Annotated in this window: 20 protein-coding genes; 9 read left to right on the top strand and 11 right to left on the bottom strand. The window is 65.9% G+C overall.

Annotated features, from left to right (window positions below):
* The first annotated feature begins 32 nt into the window (after positions 1 to 32).
* A complete protein-coding gene (locus JQ592_RS09580) occupies positions 33 to 896 on the top strand; it encodes a LysR family transcriptional regulator (protein WP_211402937.1) in 864 nt (287 codons plus the stop codon).
* A gap of 159 nt (positions 897 to 1,055) precedes the next feature.
* On the opposite strand, the gene pdeM is transcribed toward JQ592_RS09580, so the two are convergent.
* From pdeM to JQ592_RS09560, 4 genes are all read right to left on the bottom strand, one after another.
* A complete protein-coding gene (pdeM, locus tag JQ592_RS09575; RefSeq protein WP_211402630.1) occupies positions 1,056 to 1,727 on the bottom strand; it encodes a ligase-associated DNA damage response endonuclease PdeM in 672 nt (223 codons plus the stop codon).
* 42 nt (positions 1,728 to 1,769) lie between these two features.
* Entirely contained in the window at positions 1,770 to 4,367 is a 2,598-nt protein-coding gene (locus tag JQ592_RS09570) for a ligase-associated DNA damage response DEXH box helicase (RefSeq protein ID WP_211402629.1), read from the bottom strand.
* Positions 4,368 to 4,577: 210 nt separating this feature from the next.
* Complete coding sequence (locus JQ592_RS09565) at positions 4,578 to 5,807, bottom strand: ABC transporter substrate-binding protein (protein WP_211402628.1); 1,230 nt, start codon at positions 5,805 to 5,807, stop codon at positions 4,578 to 4,580.
* A 116-nt stretch (positions 5,808 to 5,923) separates the two neighbouring features.
* Positions 5,924 to 6,850, bottom strand: a complete 927-nt coding sequence (locus JQ592_RS09560) for a class I SAM-dependent DNA methyltransferase (RefSeq protein WP_211402627.1) — start codon at positions 6,848 to 6,850, stop codon at positions 5,924 to 5,926.
* A 135-nt stretch (positions 6,851 to 6,985) separates the two neighbouring features.
* Between JQ592_RS09560 and JQ592_RS09555 the strand changes: the two genes are divergently transcribed.
* The 5 genes from JQ592_RS09555 (at position 6,986) to JQ592_RS09535 (ending at position 12,184) form a co-directional block, all read left to right on the top strand.
* The gene (locus tag JQ592_RS09555) at positions 6,986 to 8,023 is read left to right on the top strand and encodes a ligase-associated DNA damage response exonuclease (RefSeq protein WP_211402936.1); all 1,038 of its coding nucleotides are present in this window, start codon (positions 6,986 to 6,988) and stop codon (positions 8,021 to 8,023) included.
* Positions 8,020 to 9,681 carry a cisplatin damage response ATP-dependent DNA ligase gene (locus JQ592_RS09550; protein ID WP_211402626.1) on the top strand — a complete coding sequence of 554 codons (1,662 nt, stop codon included), beginning with the start codon at positions 8,020 to 8,022 and terminating at the stop codon, positions 9,679 to 9,681. The genes JQ592_RS09555 and JQ592_RS09550 overlap by 4 nt, the downstream gene beginning before the upstream one ends.
* 108 nt (positions 9,682 to 9,789) lie before the next feature.
* Positions 9,790 to 10,095, top strand: a complete 306-nt coding sequence (locus JQ592_RS09545) for a DUF6460 domain-containing protein (protein ID WP_211402625.1) — start codon at positions 9,790 to 9,792, stop codon at positions 10,093 to 10,095.
* 27 nt (positions 10,096 to 10,122) lie between these two features.
* Positions 10,123 to 10,857, top strand: coding sequence for an MBL fold metallo-hydrolase (locus tag JQ592_RS09540; RefSeq protein ID WP_211402624.1), 735 nt, complete (start codon positions 10,123 to 10,125; stop codon positions 10,855 to 10,857).
* 1 nt (position 10,858) lies between these two features.
* Positions 10,859 to 12,184, top strand: coding sequence for an MATE family efflux transporter (locus JQ592_RS09535; RefSeq protein ID WP_211402623.1), 1,326 nt, complete (start codon positions 10,859 to 10,861; stop codon positions 12,182 to 12,184).
* Positions 12,185 to 12,285: 101 nt separating this feature from the next.
* On the opposite strand, the gene JQ592_RS09530 is transcribed toward JQ592_RS09535, so the two are convergent.
* Together JQ592_RS09530 and JQ592_RS09525 are read right to left on the bottom strand one after the other, a co-directional pair.
* Positions 12,286 to 13,383: a quinone-dependent dihydroorotate dehydrogenase gene (locus JQ592_RS09530; RefSeq protein WP_211402622.1), complete on the bottom strand. Its 1,098-nt coding sequence runs from the start codon at positions 13,381 to 13,383 to the stop codon at positions 12,286 to 12,288.
* Positions 13,380 to 13,724 carry a DUF952 domain-containing protein gene (locus JQ592_RS09525; RefSeq protein WP_211402621.1) on the bottom strand — a complete coding sequence of 115 codons (345 nt, stop codon included), beginning with the start codon at positions 13,722 to 13,724 and terminating at the stop codon, positions 13,380 to 13,382. The genes JQ592_RS09530 and JQ592_RS09525 overlap by 4 nt, the downstream gene beginning before the upstream one ends.
* Before the next feature lie 305 nt (positions 13,725 to 14,029).
* On the opposite strand from JQ592_RS09525, the gene JQ592_RS09520 reads away from it, so the two are divergent.
* The gene (locus JQ592_RS09520; protein WP_211402620.1) at positions 14,030 to 14,683 is read left to right on the top strand and encodes a S24 family peptidase; all 654 of its coding nucleotides are present in this window, start codon (positions 14,030 to 14,032) and stop codon (positions 14,681 to 14,683) included.
* 91 nt (positions 14,684 to 14,774) lie between these two features.
* Positions 14,775 to 15,527, top strand: a complete 753-nt coding sequence (locus JQ592_RS09515; RefSeq protein ID WP_211402619.1) for a carbonic anhydrase — start codon at positions 14,775 to 14,777, stop codon at positions 15,525 to 15,527.
* Between the two features lie 382 nt (positions 15,528 to 15,909).
* On the opposite strand, the gene JQ592_RS09510 is transcribed toward JQ592_RS09515, so the two are convergent.
* From JQ592_RS09510 to JQ592_RS09490, 5 genes are all read right to left on the bottom strand, one after another.
* Positions 15,910 to 17,553, bottom strand: coding sequence for a lysine--tRNA ligase (locus JQ592_RS09510; RefSeq protein ID WP_211402618.1), 1,644 nt, complete (start codon positions 17,551 to 17,553; stop codon positions 15,910 to 15,912).
* Between the two features lie 173 nt (positions 17,554 to 17,726).
* On the bottom strand, positions 17,727 to 18,662 hold the full coding sequence (locus JQ592_RS09505; RefSeq protein WP_211402617.1) for a transporter substrate-binding domain-containing protein: 936 nt from the start codon (positions 18,660 to 18,662) through the stop codon (positions 17,727 to 17,729).
* A 91-nt stretch (positions 18,663 to 18,753) separates the two neighbouring features.
* Complete coding sequence (locus tag JQ592_RS09500) at positions 18,754 to 19,344, bottom strand: SCO family protein (RefSeq protein ID WP_211402616.1); 591 nt, start codon at positions 19,342 to 19,344, stop codon at positions 18,754 to 18,756.
* Between the two features lie 18 nt (positions 19,345 to 19,362).
* A complete protein-coding gene (locus JQ592_RS09495; RefSeq protein WP_183245669.1) occupies positions 19,363 to 19,557 on the bottom strand; it encodes a hypothetical protein in 195 nt (64 codons plus the stop codon).
* 112 nt (positions 19,558 to 19,669) lie between these two features.
* Positions 19,670 to 20,191 (bottom strand): hypothetical protein, encoded by a 522-nt coding sequence (locus JQ592_RS09490; protein WP_211402615.1) that lies wholly within the window; start codon positions 20,189 to 20,191, stop codon positions 19,670 to 19,672.
* Positions 20,192 to 20,456: 265 nt separating this feature from the next.
* Here JQ592_RS09490 and JQ592_RS09485 point away from each other — a divergent pair, with 265 nt between their 5' ends.
* Entirely contained in the window at positions 20,457 to 22,115 is a 1,659-nt protein-coding gene (locus tag JQ592_RS09485; protein WP_211402614.1) for an FAD-binding dehydrogenase, read from the top strand.
* Positions 22,116 to 22,117 lie beyond the last annotated feature (2 nt).

Here is a 22,117-nt window from a genome sequence, read left to right as displayed (position 1 = left end):
TCCAGTCAGTGGATTTTCAAATGGAGGCAGAGATGCTCGATCTGGAGCTTCTGCGCAGCTTCGTCTCCGTGGTCGAGGCCGGCGGCTTCACTCGCGCCGGCGAACGCGTCCACCGCACGCAATCGACCGTCAGCCAGCAGATCAAGCGGCTGGAGGAGGACGTCGGCCAGGTGCTGCTGCATCGCGACGGCAAGGACGTGCGCCCCACCGAGGCCGGCGAGCGGCTGCTGTCTTATGCGCGGCGGCTGCTGTCGCTTGCGGAAGAGGCGCGCGACGTGCTGCGCCAGCCGGACGGCGAAGGCGCGATCCGGCTCGGCATCCCCGAGGACTTTGCCGCGTACCGGCTGGCGAAGCTGCTGGGGACGTTCTCGCGCTCGCACCCTGGCCTGCGCCTCGACGTGCGCGCCGACCAGAGCAAGAACCTCGCTCGCGATCTCGAGCGCGGCGAGCTCGATCTCGCGCTCTACAAGCGTGCGGCCGGCGAGAAGGGCGCGATCGCGGTGTGGCCGGAGCGGGTGCATTGGGTCACCAGCAAGAGCCACCCGGTCGACGTCGACACCTCCTCGGTGCCGCTGATCGGCTTTCCGACCGGCTGCCTCTACCGCGCCGGCGCCATTCACGCGCTGGAGACCGCGGGCCGCGCCTGGCACATGGCCTATTCGTCATCGAGCCTCGCCGGCATCCAGGCCGCGGTCGCCGCCGGCATGGGGCTGAGCATCCTGTCGGAGATGTCGATCCAGTCCGATCACCGCGTGCTGACCGCGAAAGACGGCTTTGCGCCGATCAACAGGACGGAAGTGGCGCTGATGGCCTCGCCTCATGCGAGCCCCGCGACGCTGCGGCTCGCGGACCGGCTGGCGGAGTTCTGCGAGAACGTGCAGGCGAAGGCGGCGTGACGCGATGCGTAGGGTAGGTTAGCCCCGCAGATGCACGAAGTGCATCTGCTCGGCGTAACCCACCAACTTCGTCCCGCGTGCGCGGAAGCATGGTGGGTTACGCCAGCGGACGGCGCTCCGCGCCGCCGCAAGGCTAACCCACCCTACGAAGTGAACGTCTCAATAACACCGCGACGCGGCGATGGCGTGGACGCGGCGGTCGCCGAGCAGGTGTGCGACGAAGCCGTTCTTCGGAAAGATCCTTGCGAACGCGGCGTCGCGGATGCTGAGGCCGCCGGCATAGGCGCCGAAGGCGGGCATCACGGCGCGCATGCCGTCGCTGGCAAAGCAGCGGCGCTCCATCGACCTTCCGCGCGCGGAGATGCGGGCCTTGGGATGCAGATGGCCGGCAATCTCGCCATGCGCGCCGGTCGGCTCGTGACGGAAGGTGATCGGGCCGATCGCGACTTCGTCGGCAATGGTGCCGCCGAGATCCCGCGGCAGCATCGGATCGTGATTGCCCGAGATCCAGATCCAGTCGCGGCCGGCCTGAAGTGCGGCCACTGCGTCGCGGTCCTCGGCCGACAGGCGCTCATGCGCGGTGCGGTCGTGAAAGCTGTCGCCGAGCGCGATGACGGTTCGCGGATCATGGCGGGAGATGACAGCAGCGAGCCGGCCAAGTGTCGCGATGGTATCGTAGGGCGGCAGCAGCACGCCGCGCGTCGCGAAGCTCGAACCTTTTTCCAGATGCAGGTCGGAGACGACGAGCAGGCGCTGCTCCTCCCAGAACAGCGCGCCGGAGAGATCGGCCGCGAACGTCACATCGCTGATGGTGACCTTGGAAACGCGCATGTCCTCGTCATCCCCTGAAACCAGCGCGCCTGCCGTCACGTCTTACCCGCTTCTATCCATCGCCTCTTTGACGAGCTCGTCGGCGGCTTCCGCCAAAAGTTCGTCTGCAGCTTCGCCATAAACTGACTCGCGGCCGATTTCCAGCATCACGGGGACGGCGAGTGGCGAGACATGATCGAGTTCCCGATGGGTGATGCGGCCGTGGATACGGGCGAGCATGTCGCCGAGGCGGCGCAGATCGAGCAGGCCGGTGGCGGCATCGGCGCGCGCGGCGCGGAGCAGGACGTGATCGGCCTGGTGTTTTCGCAAGACGTCGTAGACGAGGTCGGTCGAGAACAGCACCTGGCGGCGGCTTTTCTCTTCGCCGGTGTGACGGCGCGCGATCAGGCCGGAGATGATCGCGCAGTTGCGGAACGTGCGCTTCATCAGAGCGGATTCGGCGAGCCAGGCTTCGAGATCGTCGCCGAGCATGTCGGGGTCGAACAGCGCGTTGAGGTCGATCCTGCCGTCGCGGATCATGAAGGAGAGATCGCCGAGCCCCCAGATCGCCACCGCATATTCATTGGCGACGAAGCCGAGCGGCCGCGCGCGTGCGCGCTCCAGCCGCCGCGTCAGCAGCATGCCCAGCGTCTGGTGCGCGAGCCGCCCCTCGAAGGGATAGCAGACGAGATAATGCTTGTTGGCGCGCGGAAAGCTCTCAACCAGCAGCTCGCGCACCGCGGGCACGCGCGAGACGTCCTTTTGCAGCGACAGCCAGTCGCGCACCTGCTCGGGCAAGCCGCCCCAAGCGCGGCCGTCGTCGAGCAGACGGCGCACGCGCTCGGCAAGATAGGTCGAGAGCGGAAACTTGCCGCCCATGTAGGACGGCACTTTCGGGTCCTTGTCATGCGCGCGCGAGACATAGACCTGGTCCTCGACCAGGGTTTCGTAGCGCACCACCTCGCCGCTGAACACGAAGGTGTCGCCGGGGCTGAGGCCTTCGATGAAGGCTTCCTCGATCTCGCCGAGCAACCGGCCGCCGCGCGCGATCACGCCCGTCGATCCACCTGCCTTTCCATCACCGCCGCCGCGCGAGCGCACCAGGCGCACCTTCAGCATGTCGTCCTCGACGATGGTGCCGACATTCATGCGGTAGCTCTGCCGCACCTTGGGATTGGCAACGCGCCAGCGTCCCTCCTTGTCCTGCTTGATGCGGGCGAAGCGCTCATAGGTCTTCAGCGCGTAGCCGCCCGAGGCGACGAAATCGACGACGTCGTCGAAATCCTGCCGCGAGAGGCTTGCGTAGGGCGCGGCGGTGCGGACTTCGCGGTAGAGATCGTCGCTGAAAAACGGCTCGCCGCAGGCGCAGCCGAGCACGTGCTGCGCGAGCACGTCGAGCGCGCCGGTGCGCAGCGGCGGCGTGTCCTGCGCATTCTCGGCGATGGCGTCGATGGCGACGCGGCATTCCAGCACCTCGAACCGGTTGGCCGGCACCAGCACCGCGCGCGAGGCCTCGTCGAGGCGGTGGTTGGCGCGGCCGATGCGCTGCATCAGGCGCGAGGAGCCCTTCGGCGCGCCGATATTGACGACGAGATCGACGTCGCCCCAGTCGACACCGAGGTCGAGCGAGGAGGTGCAGACGACGCCGCGCAAGCGTCCCGCCGACATGGCGTCCTCGACCTTGCGGCGCTGGGCGACGTCGAGCGAGCCGTGATGCAGCGCAATCGCAAGGCCGTCGTCGTTCATGCTCCAGAGATTCTGGAACAGCATCTCGGCCTGGCTGCGGGTGTTGACGAAAACGAGCGTGGTCCTGTTCGCCTTGATCAGCTCGTAGATCTCGGGGAGCGCGTGGCGCGCGCTGTGACCGGCCCAGGGCAGCCGCTCGCGCGTGTCCAGCATCTCGACCTCTGGCGGCGCCGCGCCGCCAGCGACGACGATGTCGGCGGCCGCCTCCTTCCCGTCGGGCTGCGGCACCAGGACGCGCGCGAGCTGCTCCGGCTCGGCCACGGTCGCCGACAGGCCGATTGCGCGCATCTGCGGCGCGAGGCGCCAGAGGCGCGCGAGTCCAAGCGAGAGTAGATCACCGCGCTTGGAGGTCACCAGCGCGTGCAGCTCGTCCAGCACGATGCGCTTCAGGGAGGAGAACAGGAACGGCGCATCGTCCGAGGAGAGCAAGAGCGCGAGCTGCTCAGGCGTCGTCAGCAGGACATCAGGCGGATAGCGTCGCTGGCGCTGGCGCCGCGATACCGGCGTGTCGCCGGTGCGGGTCTCGACCTTGATCGGCAAGCCCATCTCGGCAACGGGACGCTCGAGGTTACGCGCGATGTCGACGGCGAGCGCCTTGAGCGGCGAGATGTAGAGGGTGTGGAGACCGCCGGCGCGTTGCACGCTGCGGCCGGTGGAGATGAGGTTTTGCTTGACGCCGGCGTTGCGTTCGACCGCCGGCGTCGACAGCTCTACCAGCGTCGGCAGAAATCCCGCCAGCGTCTTGCCGGCACCGGTCGGCGCGATCAAGAGCGCGGAACGGTCCTCGCGCGCCTTGTCCAGCAGCGCCAGCTGATGCGCACGCGGCGACCAGCCGCGCGCCGCGAACCACGCGTTGAAGCGGTCGGGCAGCAGCGTCGCCGGCTCGGCCGGGATTTTGAGGATGCGGGGCGGCACGGCATAAGAGGTAAGCCGTGGGGGTGGGTTCGTCGAGGGGGGCTTGCTTCGCCTCTCCCCGCCTGCGGGGAGAGGCCGGAATTTGCGCGTCAGCGCGAATTCCGGGTGAGGGGGAGTCTCCGCAAGGGCAACTGCCTCCGTCCCCGCGGAGGCTCCCCCTCACCCTGCCCTCTCCCCGCAAGCGGGGAGAGGGGAAGAGAGAGCGTCACCCTACTCCGACATCGGCTTGTCGGAGATGTCCCAGTCCTTGCCGGTGAAGGTGGAGATGAACAGCGTCTTCATCGGCGTGTAGTCCTCGGGCGTGTAGCTGTAGGTGACGCCGTCGAGGAAATAGGGCGAGTGGAAGCCGGCGAGCGTGGAGGCCTGCTTCAAGACGTTGGCGCGGGTGAGGTCGTCGCCGCAGCGGCGCAAAATCTCGCCCATGGTCACCGCCTGGCCATAGCCGGCAAAGGCGATGGTGTTGTCGGGGTCGATCGCCGGCGTGTACTTCTTGCGCAGCTCCTCGAACGCCATCACGTCCGGATCCTTCTCCCATTTCGGCAGCCCGACCTCCTTGTTGTAGCGGATGGCGACGATGCCGGCGGCATTCTCGAGGCCCGCGGCGCTGAGGATCGAACGGCCGGTCGAGCCGGCAGACAGCAGCTGCAGCGGCTTCCAGCCGAGCTCGGCGACTTTGCGGATCGACTGCGACGACGCCTTGCCGGTCGAGATGTTGTAGAAGACGTCGGCGCCGGACTTGGAGAGATTGATGAGCTGGGAATCGACGGTCGGCTCGGTGAGATCGTAGGTCTGCTCCATGATCACCTGCGCCGTGCCGCCGGCGTCCGCCAGCACCTTCTTGAAGGGGCCGAGGAAGTCGCGGCCGAAATCGTCGTTCTGGTAGAGGATGCCGATCTTCGCATTCGGCTTCACGGCGACGACGTGCCGCGCCAAGATGCGCGCCTCGGTCGGATAGAGCGGCAGACCCGCCATCGTCCATTTGAACTCTTTCGGATTGTTCCACTTCGACGCGCCGGTGTTGAGCAGCAGCTGTGGCACGCCCTTGGAGTTCAGGTATTTGTGCACGGCGGTCTGCGGCGCGGTGCCGAGCGAGCCGTAGAGCGCCAGCACCTCCTCCTGCTCGACCAGGCGCCGCGTCGCCTCGACGCATTTCGGCGCGCTGTAGGCATCGTCCATGGTGAGGAACTTGACCTTGCGCCCGTTGATGCCGCCCTTCTCGTTCAGCATCTGGAAATAGGCTTCGCCGACGCGCCCGAGCACGCCGTAGAGCGAGCCTGGGCCGGAATGCGGCACGGTCTGGCCGATCTTGATCTCGGTGTCGCTGGCGCCGGCATCGTATTTCTTCTCCGCGGCCCAGACATAGGGCGCGGGCAATGTCGATGCGGCGATGGTGGCGAGCGCGGCGGCGCTGAAATCGCGCCGCGATGGATTTTTCGTCATTGTTGTTTTCTCCCTGATGCGCGCATTGTGCTGGGAACGCAGCACGGCTCGCAAGTGAGAAGTCGCAGCTTTGCGACGCAATGACGCTCAAATCGCGAGGGCGTTAGCGCCTAGACTCAAGTTTTCTCGGCAACGACGACGAGGCCGCGCACCGGCTCGCTGTTCTCGTTGCGCGGCGAGGCCGGCTCGAGTGTCAGCAGCTTGAGCCCGGCTTTCGCGATGGCACCGCGCACATATTCCGCCGAATGGGCATAGCGCAGGCCTTCGCCAAGCACGATGCCATCGCCCGCATGCGTCTCCAGCGTGAAGGCGAGCACGCCGCCCGATACGAGCACGCGCTTTGTCTCGGTGAGAACAGGGGCGAGATCGGAGAGATAGACGAACGCATCGGCCGCGACCACGAGGTTCGCACTCGCGTCGCTCTTCGTACGCAGGCCCTCGATCATGTCGGCGACTTCGAGCTCCGCATAGAGCTGCGTCGCGCGCGCCTCCTTGATCATGCCGGGCGACAGATCGATGCCGATGAAATGGTCGACCTGCTTCGCGAAGGCGGCGGCCGCAAGGCCGGTGCCGCAGCCGAGATCGATGGTGCGCCTGAAGAAGGCCGGCTTCTTGGCGGCGACGCGCGCGGCCAGCACCGCCTTGAAGATCAGCGCGGGGGCGCGATAGCCGAGATCGTTGATCAGCGCGTGCTCGAAGCGCGGCGCGTACTGGTCGAACAGGGCCTGCACATAGGCCTTCGGCATCTCCGCCACTTGCGCGTCGCCGAGCCGCATCAAATGCAGGCCGGCGCCGTGCTGGTCTTCAGGATCGGAGTCCCGCGCCTTGCGGAAGGCCGCGATCGCCTTGTCGCGCTCGCCGAGCTGCTGGCGGATCTCGCCGAGCGTGAACCAGGCCGAGGTGAAATTCGGTGCGAGCTCGATCGCCTGCTCCAGGAGGTCGGCTGCGGCGGGCAGATCGCCCTTGAGCTGGAGGTCGCGCGCGAACTCGAAACGGCGGTCAGCCATGAGATCGCCGGAGGTCAGAAACAGGCGGAGCGGCATTAGGAACCAACACTCGTCATTGCCGGGCCTGACCCGGCAATCCATGAAAAAGGGGACTGTTTAAGAGGATGGATGCGTGGGTCAAGCCCACGCATGACGGGTGAATATCGGGGCACCGCTGCCTATATGACCTCGATGCGTCCGCAAGACATCCTGCTGCCAGCTGCTGCCGGCCTGTGCTGCAAGCCCGGCGGCTTCCATATCGACCCTGTCCGCCCGGTCGAGCGGGCCGTGATCACCCACGGCCATTCCGACCATGCCCGCGCCGGCCATGGCGCGGTGCTGGCGACGCAGGAAACCCTGGACATGATGCGGCTGCGCTATGGCGAGAATTTTGCCGGCTCGACGCAAGTCATCCGCTATGGCGAGGAGATCCAGCTCGGCGACGTCCGCGTGAAATTCCACCCGGCCGGCCATGTGCTCGGCTCGGCGCAGATCGCGGTGACGTGCAAGGACACCTGCATTGTCGCCTCCGGCGACTACAAGGATGCGCGAGATCCGACCTGCACGCCGTTCGAGCTGGTGCCGTGCGACGTCTTCATCACCGAGGCGACGTTCGGGCTGCCGGTGTTCCGGCATGGCGACGCGGCCGACGAGGTGAAGAAGCTGCTGGCGTCGGTCGCGCTGTTTCCGGAGCGCGCGCATCTCGTCGGCGCCTATTCACTCGGCAAGGCGCAGCGCGTGATCGCGCTGCTGCGCCAGGCCGGCTATGACGCGCCGATCTATCTGCATGGCGCGATGGAGACGATCACCGAATACTATCAGAGCCGCGGCATCGACCTCGGCGAGCTCAGGCCGGTGAAGGGCGTGAAGAAGGCGGCGCTTGCCGGCACCATCACGCTGGCGCCGCCCTCGGCGACATCCGATCTCTGGACGCGCCGCTTTCCCGATCCCGTCACCGCCTTCGCCTCGGGGTGGATGCGCGTGCGCGCCCGGGCGCGGCAGCGCGGCGTCGAGCTGCCGCTGGTGATCTCCGATCATGCCGATTGGGACGGCCTCACCGCGACCATCGCGGCGACCGGCGCCGGCGAAATCCGGGTCACCCACGGCCAGGAAGATGCGCTGGTGCATTGGTGCCGGAGCAAGGGCCTGAAAGCGCAGCCGCTCGATCTGGTCGGCTATGGCGACGAGGAGGAGAGCGAGACGCCCATTGCCGACGAGGCCGAAGCATGAACCGCTTCGCCGAACTGCTCGATCGCCTCGCCTACGAGCCCGGCCGCAACAACAAGCTGCGGCTCATCACCTGCTATTTCCGCGAGGTCGGCGATCCCGATCGCGGCTATGCGCTCGCCGCGCTGACCGGCGCGCTCAGCTTCAAGCACGCCAAGCCGGCGCTGATCCGCGACCTCATCGCGGCCCGCACGGATGAGGTGCTGTTCGGGTTGAGTTACGATTATGTCGGCGATCTCTCGGAGACGGTCGCGCTGATGTGGCCTAGGGCCGAGCTCGCCGCCCACAACAACCCTCCCTCACCGACCCTCACCGAGGTCGTCACCACGCTGCGCACGCTCGGCAAGACCGAACTGCCAAAACAGCTCGAGCGCTGGCTCGATGAGCTCGACGAGACCGGGCGCTGGGCACTGCTCAAGCTCGTCACCGGAGCGTTGCGGATCGGCATTTCCGCGCGACTGGCCAAGACTGCGGCCGCCGCGCTCGGGGACAAGGACCCGCACGAGATCGAGCTGATTTGGCCGGGGCTCAGCCCGCCCTATCTCGACCTGTTCGCCTGGCTGGAAGGCCGCGGCGAAAAGCCGGTTAATCGCGATCCCGCACCGTTCCGGCCGGTGATGCTGGCTCACGCGATCGAGGACGGCGATTTCGCGGCGCTCGATCCCGTCGACTACATCGCCGAATGGAAATGGGACGGCATCCGGGTGCAGGCAGTCGCCGGCCGCGACGATCGCGGGCACATCACGGCGCGGCTCTATTCGCGCACCGGCGAGGACATTACCGGCAGCTTTCCGGATCTCGTGCCGTCGCTGCGCTTACCCGGCGCGATCGACGGCGAGCTGCTGATCCTGCGCGAAGGCCGCGTGCAGAGCTTCAACGTTTTGCAGCAGCGGCTCAACCGCAAGGTCGTGTCGCCAAAACTGATCAAGGAGTTTCCGATCCATTTGCGCGCCTATGATCTGCTCGGCGACGACGAGAACGATCTGCGCGAGCTGCCGTTCGTGGAGCGGCGCGAACGGCTGGAGACATTCGTCAGGAAGCTCGACGATTCCCGCATCGACCTGTCGCCCACCGTCCCCTTCGCGAGCTGGGAGGCGTTGACCGCCGCACGCGCCGATCCCGCGAGTGCCGGCGCCGGCGAAGATGCGGACGCCGTCGAGGGCGTGATGCTTAAGCGGCGCGATGCGCCTTATCTGCCGGGCCGGCCGAAGGGCCAGTGGTGGAAGTGGAAGCGCGATCCGCACATCATCGATGCCGTGCTGATGTATGCGCAGCGCGGCCACGGCAAGCGCTCGTCCTATTATTCCGACTACACCTTTGGTGTTTGGACCAAGGGCGAAGGCGGCGACGAGCTGGTGCCGGTCGGAAAAGCCTATTTCGGCTTCACCGACGAGGAGCTGCTGCAGATCGACCGCTTCGTCCGCCGCAACACCACCGAAAAATTCGGTCCCGTGCGCCATGTCGTGCACGAGGGCGACAAGGGGCTGGTGCTGGAGGTCGCCTTCGAGGGGCTGCAGCGCTCGCCACGGCACAAATCCGGCATCGCCATGCGCTTTCCGCGCATCAGCCGCCTGCGCTGGGACAAGCCGCCGCGGGAGGCCGACCGGCTGGAGACGCTGGAAAGGATGCTGAACGCGGAGCCGGCGGAGATTGAGGTGTGAGGCACTGCCCGAATTAAACTCCCGTAACCCGATTGACGCCCCGTCCCGGGTTCCCCATGTCCCCCGCCGTGCCCTATAATGGGATCGAATCCGTCCAGGGAGTTTGCGATGGTCCAAGACGTCAGAGATTTGCCGGCCGGCCGCAGCGATGGCCTGAACCGCTTTCTCGGCGGCTCGCCGCTGGCGGTCGCGTTTCGCCTGGTCCTGCTCTCGATCCTGGTCGGCGTCGTGCTCGCCGCGATCGGCTTCGATCCCTGGAACATCATCCACAGCATCCGCCTGCTGTTCCAGCGTCTCTGGGATCTCGGCTTCGATGCGGTGAACTGGCTGTGGCGCTACTTCCTGCTCGGCGCAGTCATCGTGATCCCGATCTGGCTGCTGTCGCGCGTCTTCGGCGCACCACGCGGCCGGTAAGGATGTGATTCAGGGAGTGCGCAGCCGATGCAACTGCGTTTCGTCGGCTGCGGTGACGCCTTCGGCTCCGGCGGCAGGCTCAACACCTGCTTCCATGTCTCCGGGCGCGAAGCCAACTTCCTGATCGATTGCGGTGCGTCGGCCCTGCCGGCGCTGAAGCGATTGGAGATCGATCGCAACGACATCGACCTGATCCTGATCACACATTTCCACGGCGATCATTTTGCCGGCCTGCCGTTCTTTCTGCTCGACGCGCAATTCTCCCGGCGGACGCGGCCGCTGACGATCGCGGGCCCGCAAGGCATCGAGACGCGGCTGCGTGACGTGATGGAAGCGCTGTTCGAGCACTCCTCCAAGACCAAGCAGCGTTTTGAACTCAACGTCGTCGAGCTTGCACCCGAGCAAAGCCGAACCTTCGGCGTCGTGACCGTGACACCCTACCCGGTCGTGCACGGCGAATCCGGCGGTCCTTTCCTCGCCTACCGCGTCGAGGCCGAGGGCCGCACGCTCGCCTACAGCGCCGATACCGAATGGACGGAGACGCTCATTCCGCTGGCGCATGGCGCGGACCTTTTCATCGCTGAAGCCTACATGTACGAGAAGGTGGTCAAGAACCATCTCAGCCTGAAGACCTTGGAACAGCATCTGCCCGACATCGGCGCCAAGCGGCTCGTCCTCACCCATATGAGCGAGGACATGCTGTCGCGCCTGGACGACATCGAGCACCTCGCCGCCGAAGACGGCATGGTGCTCGTGTTCTGACATGCACGCCCCCGTTCATCCCCGCGTCGGAAGCCGGCAGGTGTTCGCCATCGCAGGTCCCGCGATGGTCGCGAACCTCACGACGCCCCTGATCGGCGTGGTCTCGACCACCGCAATCGGCCGGCTCGACGACGCGGCGCTGCTCGGCGGCGTCGCGATGGCCTCCGTCATCTTCGACTGCCTGTTCTGGCTGTTCGGCTTCCTGCGCATGAGCACGCTCGCCTTCACCGCGCAGGCGCTCGGCGCGGGCGAGACGCGCGAGCAGACCGTGATCCTGGTGCGCGGCTTCATCGTCGCAGGCCTCATCGGCGCGGCGCTGATCGTGCTGCAATTGCCGCTCGCCGCCGTGCTGTTCGACCTGATGGGCGGCAGCGAAGGCGTGACGCAGGCCGCAAAGACCTATTTCATGATCCGGATCTGGTCGTCGCCCTTCGCCTTCGCCAATTACGTCATCCTCGGCTGGCTGGTGGGACAGGCCCGCGCCAATCCGGCACTGCTGCTGCAGGTCGTCATCAACCTCATCAACATGGCGGCGACGATCTTGCTGGTGCTGGTCTACGACACCGGCATTGCGGGCGCCGCGATCGCCGCACTGCTGTCGGAGACAACAGGCTTCGTGCTCGGCGTCATCGTCTGCCGACGCCATGCCGATGGCGGCTTCAAGGTGCCCCGCGCAACGCTGTTCGATCGCGCAAAACTGATGCGGCTGTTGGCGGTCAACACCGACATCCTGATCCGCACCGCGGCACTGATCGCCGTGTTCCTGTTCTTTACCGCCAAGGGCGCGCGCGCCGGCGACGTCACGCTGGCGGCGAACTCCGTGCTCAACAATTTCCTGCTGGTCAGCGCCTTCTTCCTCGACGGCCTCGCCAATGCCGCCCAGCAGCTCTGCGGCCGCACCTTTGGCGGGCGCGACGCCAAGGGTTTTTCGGATTCGACCCGGCTGGTGCTGCTGTGGGGGCTCGGCTTCGCGCTGGTCGTCGCCGTGCTGTTCGCACTGTTCGGGCCGGCACTGATCAACTTCATGACGGCGAGCGAGGACGTCCGCCGGGCCGCGCGCGACTTCCTGCCGTTCATCGTGCTCGCGCCGGTCCCCGGCGTGTTCGCGTTCGGCTTCGACGGCATCTATGTCGGCGCCACCTGGGCGCGCGAGATGCGCAACCTGATGCTGGCCTCGCTCGCGATCTTCTTCGGCGTCTGGCTGGCGCTGCGATCGTTCGGCAATGCCGGACTGTGGTGCGCGCTGATTGCGTTCTATGTCGCGCGTGGCGGATTGCAGGGTGTGAGGTATCCGGCGCTGTATCGGGCGACGTTTTCGAAGCCATAGAAGAACGTAGCCCGGATGGAGCGCAGCGTAATCCGGGGGTCTTCGTATTCGCGGAAAGATTCCCGGATTGCGCTACGCTCCATCCGGGCTACGAGACCGCGCTACATCCCCGGCCAGTCTTCCGCGGTCAGCGTCGCCGCATCCGCGCCGACGATGTCGGAGAGCGAATCCCGGCCCGTGCGCAGCAGCGTCGAGGTGAGGTCGCGCTTGATCTCGTCGACGAGGCCGAGGCCCTTGTAGACCAGCGACGAATAGAGCTGGATCAGGCTGGCGCCGGCACGGATCTTCGTCAGCGCCGCGCCGCCGGAATCGACGCCGCCGACGCCGACCAGGGGGAATGCACCTTCGACCCGCACATAAGTCTCCGCGACCATCCGCGTCGAGAGGCGGAACAGCGGCCGGCCGGACAGGCCGCCCTGCTCCTTGGCGCGCATCTCCTCGCGCAGCGTGCTCGGCCGCGCGATCGTCGTGTTCGACACGATCATGCCGTCGACCTTTCGCGAGCGCGCGACCTGCACGACATCGTCGAGCTGGGCGAGGCTCAAGTCAGGCGCGATCTTAAGCAGCACCGGCGTATCACCCGCCTTTTGCCGCACCCGCTCCCGTGCATCGATCACGCGCGCGAGGAGATCGTCGAGCAGCGCGCCTTCCTGCAAGTTTCGCAGGCCCGGCGTGTTCGGCGAGGAGACGTTGACGGTGAAATAGCTCGCGACCGGCGCAAAGGTCTCGATCAGCTTGACGTAGTCGGCGACACGGTCCGGCGAATCCTTGTTGGCGCCGACATTGACGCCGACGATGCCGCCATGCTGCGCGCGGGCGGCGAGGCGGCGCAGCGCGACTTCCGCACCGTCATTGTTGAAGCCCATGCGGTTGATGACAGCCTCGTCGCGCTCGAGCCGGAACAGGCGCGGGCGCGGGTTGCCGGCTTGCGGCTTCGGCGTCACCGAGCCGATCTCGACGAAGCCGAAACCGAGCCGCAGCAGCGCGTCCGGCACCTCGGCGCTCTTGTCGAAGCCCGCGGCCATGCCGATCGGATTGGGAAAGTTGAGCCCGAAGGCGCGCACCGCGAGCTTGGCATCGTCAGGGCGCGGCTTGACCGGCGGCAGGAAGCGCAGGCCCTGGATCGCCAGGCGATGCGCATCCTCCGGATCGAGCCAACGCAGCACCGGCAGCGAGAGAGCGTCGAAAGCACGGATCACGGGGCAAGCTCCGGCACGTCGTGACCGCCGTCCGAGCGCATGTTGAGATTTATCACCGAAATCACCGCGCCGAGATCGAGCTCGCCGTAGAGGTGCGGAAACAGCTCGTCATTGCGCGAGCGCTCCCAGCGCAGCTCGCTGCCGAGCGCATCGCCGTCGACCTCGACCAGGAACAGCGCCCGCTGCCCGGCGAAATGCTTCCGCAGGGTCTCGGGAACCTGGGCGGCCGTCGAGAAATGGATGAAGCCGTCGCGCGAATCGTCCGCGCTGCCCTGGTACACGCCGTGTCGTTCCGCCTCGCGCCAGGCCGAGGCCGGACAGATTTTGTAGATTTTGACCACCGCTTACGCAGCCCTGTTTGCCCTTTGAGACAGCTCTTTGAGTCTCTTGGGTTTTTTCGTCTCTTGGGGTCCCTGAAACCCCGGGCGCGACCGTAAAGGCCGCTCCTTCCGAACTCAAGACTTAGAGCCTATTCCGTCCCGATGAAATCGGAACGGGCGCGTATTCCTGTTTTGACGCGTTTTCCTGGCCACGAACTTGTATACCCTTCGCTCGACAACCGCTTTCCTGCCACCCCTTGCGCGAAAAACGGAAAACCGGTTGATTTGAGGACAGTTTTCCTGAGTTGCGACGGGCTGGACCTTCCATGGTCAGACAGGCCAAAGCACAGAGGATGCTGAGTCACGACCAGATCTGGGTCGCGCTGGATCGGCTGGCGGCGCGTGCCGGCCTGTCGCCGTCCGGCCTTGCCAAGCGCGCCGGGCTCGACCCCACCACCTTCAACAGGTCCAAGCGCGTCACCGCGGACGGCCGCGAGCGCTGGCCCTCGACCGAATCGATCGCGAAAGCGCTGGCGGCGACCGGCGACTCGATCGACACTTTTGCAAGGCTGGTCGACGGCGAGGCCGGCGACGGCCGTTCGGTGCCGCTGCTCGGCCTCGCGCTGGCCGGCGCGAGCGGCGCCTTCGATGAGTCCGGCCTTCCATCGGGCAAGGGCTGGAGCGAAGTCGCGCTTCCTTTTCCCGAGGACAGCAAGACCTTTGCGCTGGCGATCGCGGGCGATGTGCTTGCGCCCACCTATCGCGACGGCGACGTCATCCTGGTTTCACCCAGCGCAGCGATCCACAAGGGCGACCGTGTCGTGGTGAAGACCAGAGCGGGCGAGGTGACGATCGCCACCCTGAAGCGCCGCACGGCAAAGGCGCTGGAATTGCAGCCGCTCGATGTCTCGCTGGCCGAGCGTACGATGGCGACCGGCGAGGTCGCGTGGATCGCAAGGATCGTGTGGGCGAGCCAATAGATTCGACGCGCGATCGCCATTGCGACTCACCGTCCCTCTCGCCTAGGTTGCGCGCGAAATTGCCGATCAAGTTGATCTGAGGGGGACTATCATGAATCGCCGCCACGCCTTGAAAGCACTCGCCGGTCTTGCGCTTTGTCCGCTCTGCAAGCCGGGCTTCGCCGCCGAAGGCGCGCATTGGAGCTATGAGGGCGCCGGCGGGCCGGCCAAATGGGGCGAGATCGATGCAGCCAACAAGGCCTGCGCGGTCGGCCTGCAACAATCGCCGATCGACATCGAGACGACGGTCAAGTCGCAACTGCCCGCGCTGAAGCTGAACTGGGGCAAGAGTGCCGACACCATCGTCAACAACGGGCACACGATCCAGCTCAACTTCGCCGAGGGCAGCACGCTCACGCTCGGCGACGTCAAATACAAGCTGCTCCAGGTGCACTTCCACCGGCCGAGCGAGCACATGATCGGCGGCAAGAATTTTCCGATGGAGGCGCATTTCGTCCACCGCAACGATGCCGGCGGGCTCGCCGTGGTCGGCGTGCTGATGGCCGAGGGCAAGCCCAACGCGGCCTTTGGCAAGATCGTCAAGACCATGCCGGCGGCGGAAGGGCCCGCGGTGAAGGCGGATGCGAGCATCGATCCGCTCGCCATGCTGCCGCCGAAGCTCAGCTATTACCGCTATCCCGGCTCGCTGACGACGCCGCCCTGCTCGGAAGTGGTCGAATGGCTGCTGCTGACCACGCCGATCCAGGTGTCGGCGGCCGACGTCGCAGCATTCGCAAAGCTCTACCCGATGAACGCACGCCCGGTGCAGAAGGATAACCGGCGTTACGTGCTGCGGTCGATTTGACCGGGGCGCAAGTATTCATCGATGTCGTCCTGGCGAAAGCCAGGACCCATTGCCCCAGGGAGAAGTCGTCGTGCGAGTTGGCAACTCCGAGTCCCCATAACCACATCCGACGGTGGTTATGCGTCCTGGCTTTCGCCAGGACGACGTTGGGGAGAGAGTTGCGTTTGCATGAAGGTTCGTAGCCCGGATGAGCGTAGCGATATCCGGGACCTTCTTTGCGGCATCCCGGATGTCGCTACGCTCATCCGGGCTACGTATCTGGTTCGCTGTCATTCCCCGCGAAGGCGGGGAATCCAGTACGCCGCGGCCTCTCTACTCCACAACGACCGCCTCTGGAATACTGGATCGTCCGCCTTCGCGGACGATGACAATGAGGGTGCGGCTACGCGCTCCTTGCCAGCGCGCCGTCGATCATGTTCACCGCGTTCTGCACGCCGTACACCGCGACGAAGGAGCCGAAGCGTGGGCCCTTCTCCTGGCCGAGCAGCACCTGGTAGAGCATGTTGAACCAGTCGAGCGTGACGCCGGGGCGGCCGTCCTTGCCCTTCTTGACCTGGTCGAGGAACGGCTCGCGGCGGCCGATCTCGTAGACGACGTTCTGGATGTCCTCGGGCGAGGAGTCCTGCGGAAGCTGCGAGAGCGCATCGCGCAGGTCCTGCAGCGCCGCGCGCTCCGTGTCCGTGGGCACGCGGAACTGCTTCGTCGGCGCGACGAAGTCGCGATAATAGTTGATGGCGTAGCCGACCATCGCATCGAGCTTGGGATGCGTCTGCGGGCTCACGCCGGGACGATAGCGGCCGATGAAGCCCCACAGCGTCTCGGCGTTCTCCGCGTTCGATGACGACACCAGCGTCAGCAGCAGCTGGAAGGTGACGGGCATGTCGCCTTGCGGCGGCTTGCCGTTGTGGATGTGCCAGACCGGATTGCCGAGTTGCTGCTTGCCGTCCTGCTTCGGGAAGCCGTCGATGAACTGCTGATAGTCGTCGACGTTGCGCGGGATGACGTCGAAATACAGCCGCTTGGCCGCCTTCGGCTCGCGGTACATGAACAGCGACAGCGATTCCGGCGAGGCATAGCGCAGCCATTCGTCGATGGTGAGGCCGTTGCCCTTCGACTTCGAGATCTTCTGGCCCTTCTCGTCGAGGAAGAGCTCGTAGTTGAAGCCCTCCGGCGGCGTGGCGCCGAGCGCCTTCGCGATCGCGCCGGACAGCTTCACGGAATCGATCAGGTCCTTGCCGGCCATCTCATAGTCGACGCCGAGCGCGACCCAGCGCATCGCCCAGTCGGCCTTCCACTGGCACTTGACGTTGCCGCCGGTGACCGGCGTCTCGACTTCCTGGTTCGTGTCAGGATCGACATAGGTCACCGTGCCGGCCGCGACGTCGCGGCGGATCATCGGCACCTGCAGCACGACACCCGTGGTCTTGCTGATGGGGAGGAACGGCGAATAGGTTGCGCGGCGGTCCGGCCCCAGCGTCGGCAGGATGATCGCCATCACCTTGTCGTAGGCCGCGAGCATCTTCAGCAGCGTCGCGTCGAAACGGCCCGACGTATAGTAGTCGGTCGAGCTCGCAAACTCGTAGTCGAAACCGAAATGATCGAGGAAGGCGCGCAGCCGCGCATTGTTGTGGTGCCCGAACGACGGGTACTCGTTGGAGAACGGATCCGGCACCCGCGTCAGCGGCTTGCCGAGATGCGCGGCCAGCATCTCCTTGTTGGGGACGTTGTCGGGCACTTTCCGAAACCCGTCCATGTCGTCGGAGAACGCCAGAAGCCGCGTCTTGATCTTGTCCTCCGTCAGCACGCGGAAGGCATGGCGCACCATCGAGGTGCGCGCGACCTCGCCGAACGTGCCGATATGCGGCAGGCCTGACGGGCCGTAGCCGGTCTCGAACAACACCTCGTCCTTCGGGCTTTTCTTCAGCCGCGCGACAATGGCCTTCGCCTGCTCGAACGGCCAGGCGTTGGATTGTTCGGCGAGCGCACGCAGGTCGCTCGGATTCGCGGCAAGATCGATAACGGACATCAGGGGCCTCCGGGCCGCGGAAAATAGCGATTTCCGGGCAGAATGCAAAAATGGTCTTGATCGTCATTCCGGGGCGATGCGCAGCATCGAACCCGGAATCTCGAGATTCTCAGGTGCGCAACTGCGCACCGTAGTTCGCGCTTTGCGCGCCCCGGAATGACGGGGTTGATAGGTTAGAACGGGCTCACCGAGAAATAGCGCAGCCACAGATCGGTGTAGCGGCCTTTTTCCCAGACGCGGAACAGGGCCCAGTTCAGGGCCTGGCGCAGCACGTCGTTGCCCTTGCGGACGGCGATGCCGATGCCTTCGCCGAAGAAGCGGCTCTCGACGAACGGGCCGCCTGAGAAGGCGCAGCAATCGCCGGAATCGGTGCCGTTGATCCAGAACGCGAGCGAGATGGCGTCACCGAAGATGAAGTCGACCTCCCCCTTGCGAAGCGCAGCGCGCATCGCGTCGTCGCTCTGATAGGGGTGCAGCTCGGCGTCGGTGAACATCGCTTTCAGATACGCCTCATGCGCGGAGCCGGCGATGACGCCGACCTTCTTGCCTTCGAGATATTCGGGGCGGATCTCCGGCATCACCGCATCCTTGCGCGAGACGAAGCGCGCCGGCACGCGGTAATAGGGATCGGTGAAGTCGACGCGGGCGCGCAGCTGCGGGCTCACCGCCATCGAGGCGATGATGGCATCGCCCCGGTTGGAGGTGAGCGCATCGACCAGCGTCTCGAAACGCCGCATCTGCACCGTGCAGGTGACCTTGATCTCCTCGCACAGCACGCGGGCAAGATCGACGTTGAAGCCGGCCGGATTGCCGTCGGCGCCGGTGTAGTTGAACGGCGGATAGTCGGTCTCGGTCAGGAAGCGGATCACGGTGAGGCGCGACAGGTCCGGCCGCTCCGGGCGCCGGCGCGGGTCCCAGAACCCGGGCACGGCCTGAGGGGCTGCCTGGGGGGCGGTCGGCGGCGTGGCCTGAGCTGCCGAGGGGGGCTGCTTGGCCGGGGCCTGGGCGTACGCGCCGGGCAGGCCAGCGAGCAGGCAAAGGCCGGCTGCCAGCCCTGCCAGCAAGCCACGGACAGATTTGAACGATTTCGCCTGTTGCGATGGAGCCATCGACCGAAAAGCAATGAATTTCGTTGGGATCAGAGGGCCTTATAGACCATCCCGCCGGGAACGCGAGCGCCGATTGCGGCCAGGGTGAAGCTCAGAGATACCGCTTCAGATCCACCGCGGCCTCTTCCGGCGTCCGCTTCAGGTTGAACGGCGAGACGAAGCGGCCGTCGCGGTCCATCAGATAGATCAGCGCGGTGTGGTCCATGGTGTAGTCGCCGTCCTTGGTCGGGACCTTCTTGGCATAGACCCGGTAGGAGGTGATCACCTTGGCGGTCTCGGCGGGATCGCCGGACAGGCCCGCGAGGTGAGGGTCGAAGCTCGACAGATAGTCCTTCATCGTCGCCGGCGTGTCGCGCTCGGGATCGACCGAGATGAAGACGGCATTGACCTTGTCGGCGTCCTTGCCCATCGCGCGCAGCACCTCCGAGATCTCGAACAGCGAGGTCGGGCAGACGTCGGGGCAATGGGTGTAGCCGAAGAAGATCAGGGTCGGCTTGCCCTTCAGGCTCTTGTCGGTGACGGCCTTGCCGTTCTGGTCGGTGAGCTGGAACGGGCCGCCGATCGCGGCGGGCTGCGCCACCTTGCTGACCCCGCCCATGGCCCAGAACATGATCAGGAGCCCGAGGACGAGGCTTGCTGCAAAGGCGGTCGCGATCACCAGCGGACGGGCGGCGGAACTCATAGAAAACTTCCTGTCGGGTCAGAAGCAGGCGGCGAAACCGGTCCTGATCATTTCGAAGAACACCTGGCTGCCGTAGTGGAACCAGAGCGCCAGCGCGCCGATCACGACCAGCCCGCCGGCACCGGCGCCCGCCAAGAGCAGCACGGACGGCGTCCGGCCGGCAGTGGGCGAATTGTCCTGTAGCGGATGTCCCGGGTGCAGTGGTTGAGCCATGACAATTTTGGGGGCGAAGGCCCCGGTTCCCAGGCTTTCAGATAGGCTTTAGCCCGCCTGCGGGCAAGGCGGCACCGACGAGCCAAACGATCCCGTCATGCCGGGCGAATGTTTAGTGGAGGAGTTGGCCCCGGGCTGTCTCGACCTGCTCCGGTTGCGGCATGGGCCGGCGTGCCGGCTTGATCGCCGAAGCCTGGGCGTCCATGTAGCAGGGCTTGTACATGGCCTGGAGCTGCTTGCCCCTCAGGAACAGCATGTGCGGGGTCAGGCCGCCGCGCTGGTTGATCCAGCGCCTCACCTGCGACGGATACATCGCGTAGAGCATCTGGGTCGCTTCGGGATTGGTGACAGCGCGGCCATTGGCGCCGAAATCCCAGGCGGCGTGGAAGCCGAGCGTCGCGCTGGAGGTCACGCAGATGCGGTCGTGCGGGATGGCGCCGAGGACGATGGTGCAGGCCGAGGCGCAGAGGCCGTCGATGATGACGGTCTCGCCCGACTGCCTGAGGTCCTGGTATCTGTCGACGTAGGTTCCAATCCGGCCGCCGCGGTCATCCGCGATCCGAACCACCGCGTGAGAAACCCCCATGCCCGCGATCAAGAGAACCGCCGCAAGCAACCCCGTCAGAAACTTCATTGTCCCCCGCCCCGGTCGAATTCGAATCTGCGTGTCAGGTGGTGATGCAGTGCTAGCGTCCGTCGTAACCAAGGTTTTGTCTAGGCAGGCCGGCTGGCTCAAAACAAATTCAAATCCAGTGTTGCGTCCGCGCTGCACCCGGCCGGTCCCTATCCCAAACTGGAACAAGTTAACGGTGTCTTGCGCGCCACACCCTTGATCTCAGTTACGACCGCTGGCTTCAATCCGGGCAATTACCGGGGGGAACTCATGGAGGGGGAAACACATGGCTGAAGAAGCAGACGTCATTGTGGTCGGCGCGGGACTGTCGGGGCTCGTGGCGGCCACCGAGATCGCCGACGCGGGCAAGCGCGTGATCGTGGTCGACCAGGAAGGCGAGCAATCGCTCGGCGGCCAGGCGTTCTGGTCGTTCGGCGGGTTGTTCCTGGTCGATACGCCGGAGCAGCGCCGGCTCGGCATCAAGGACTCGTTCGAGCTCGCAATGCAGGACTGGCTCGGCACCGCCGGCTTCGACCGCGACGAGGACTTTTGGCCGCGGCAATGGGCCGAGGCCTATGTCACGTTCGCGGCGGGCGAGAAGCGCGACTGGCTGCGCGCGATGGGCCATCGCATCTTTCCCGTGGTGGGCTGGGCCGAGCGCGGCGGCTACGATGCAATGGGTCACGGCAATTCGGTGCCGCGCTTCCACGTCACCTGGGGCACCGGCCCCGGCATCGTCGAGCCGTTCGAGCGCCGTGCGCGCGAGGCGATGAAGAGCGGCCGGCTGGTCTTCAAGTTCCGTCACCGCGTCGATGCGCTCTCCATCACCAACGGCACGGTGGATGGCGTCAGCGGTGCCGTTCTTGCGCCCGACACGATCGAGCGCGGCAAGAGCTCCTCGCGCAACGTCGTCGGCGAGTTCGCGCTGAAGGCGCAGGCCGTGATCGTGGCGTCCGGCGGCATCGGCGGCAATCATGAGCTGGTGCGGGCGAACTGGCCGAAGCGGCTCGGCGAGCCGCCGAAGTTCATGATCTCCGGCGTGCCCGAGCACGTCGACGGCCGCATGATCGGCATCACGGAAAAGACCGGCGCGCGGCTGATCAACCGCGACCGCATGTGGCACTATGTCGAGGGCATCCAGAACTGGTCACCGATCTGGCCGCGCCACGGCATCCGCATCCTGCCCGGGCCTTCGTCGATGTGGTTCGACGCAACAGGCACACGATTGCCGGCGCCGCTGTTCCCCGGCTCCGACACGCTCGGCCAGCTCAAATACATCATGTCCACCGGCTATGATTATTCCTGGTTCGTCCTGACCCAGAGCATCATCAAGAAGGAATTTGCGCTGTCGGGCTCGGAGCAGAACCCGGATCTCACCGGCAAGAGCTGGCGCATGACCTTGCGCCGCGCCACCAACAAGGGCGCGCCTGCGCCGGTCGAGGCCTTCAAAAGCCATGGTGTCGACTTCATCGTGCGCGACAAGCTCGAGGACCTTGTTGCGGAGATGAACAAGCTTGCCGGCAACGACCTGCTCAAGCTCGAGCACATCAAAGTGCAGATCGAGGCGCGCGACCGCGAGATCGCCAATCCTTACGTCAAGGATGCGCAGGTCATGAACATCCACAATGCGCGCCGCTATATCGGGGACAGGCTGATCCGCACCGCCTCACCTCACCGCATCCTCGACCCCGCGCACGGGCCGCTGATCGCGGTCAAGCTCAACATCCTCACCCGCAAGACGCTGGGCGGTTTCGAGACCGATCTCGACTCGCGCGTGTTCGGCAGCGAAGGCAGCGTCATTCCGGGCCTCTATGCGGTCGGCGAAGCCGCGGGCTTCGGCGGCGGCGGCGTGCACGGCTATCGTTCGCTGGAGGGCACCTTCCTCGGCGGCTGCCTGTTCTCCGGCCGCAATGCCGGCCGCGCGGCGGCGAAAGCGGTGGGATAGAT

The sequence above is a fragment of the Bradyrhizobium iriomotense genome (assembly GCF_018129405.1).
In the GTDB taxonomy this organism is placed as follows: domain Bacteria; phylum Pseudomonadota; class Alphaproteobacteria; order Rhizobiales; family Xanthobacteraceae; genus Bradyrhizobium; species Bradyrhizobium iriomotense_B.
Note: the sequence above shows the minus strand (reverse complement) of the source record. Positions and strands in the feature narration are given on the sequence as shown.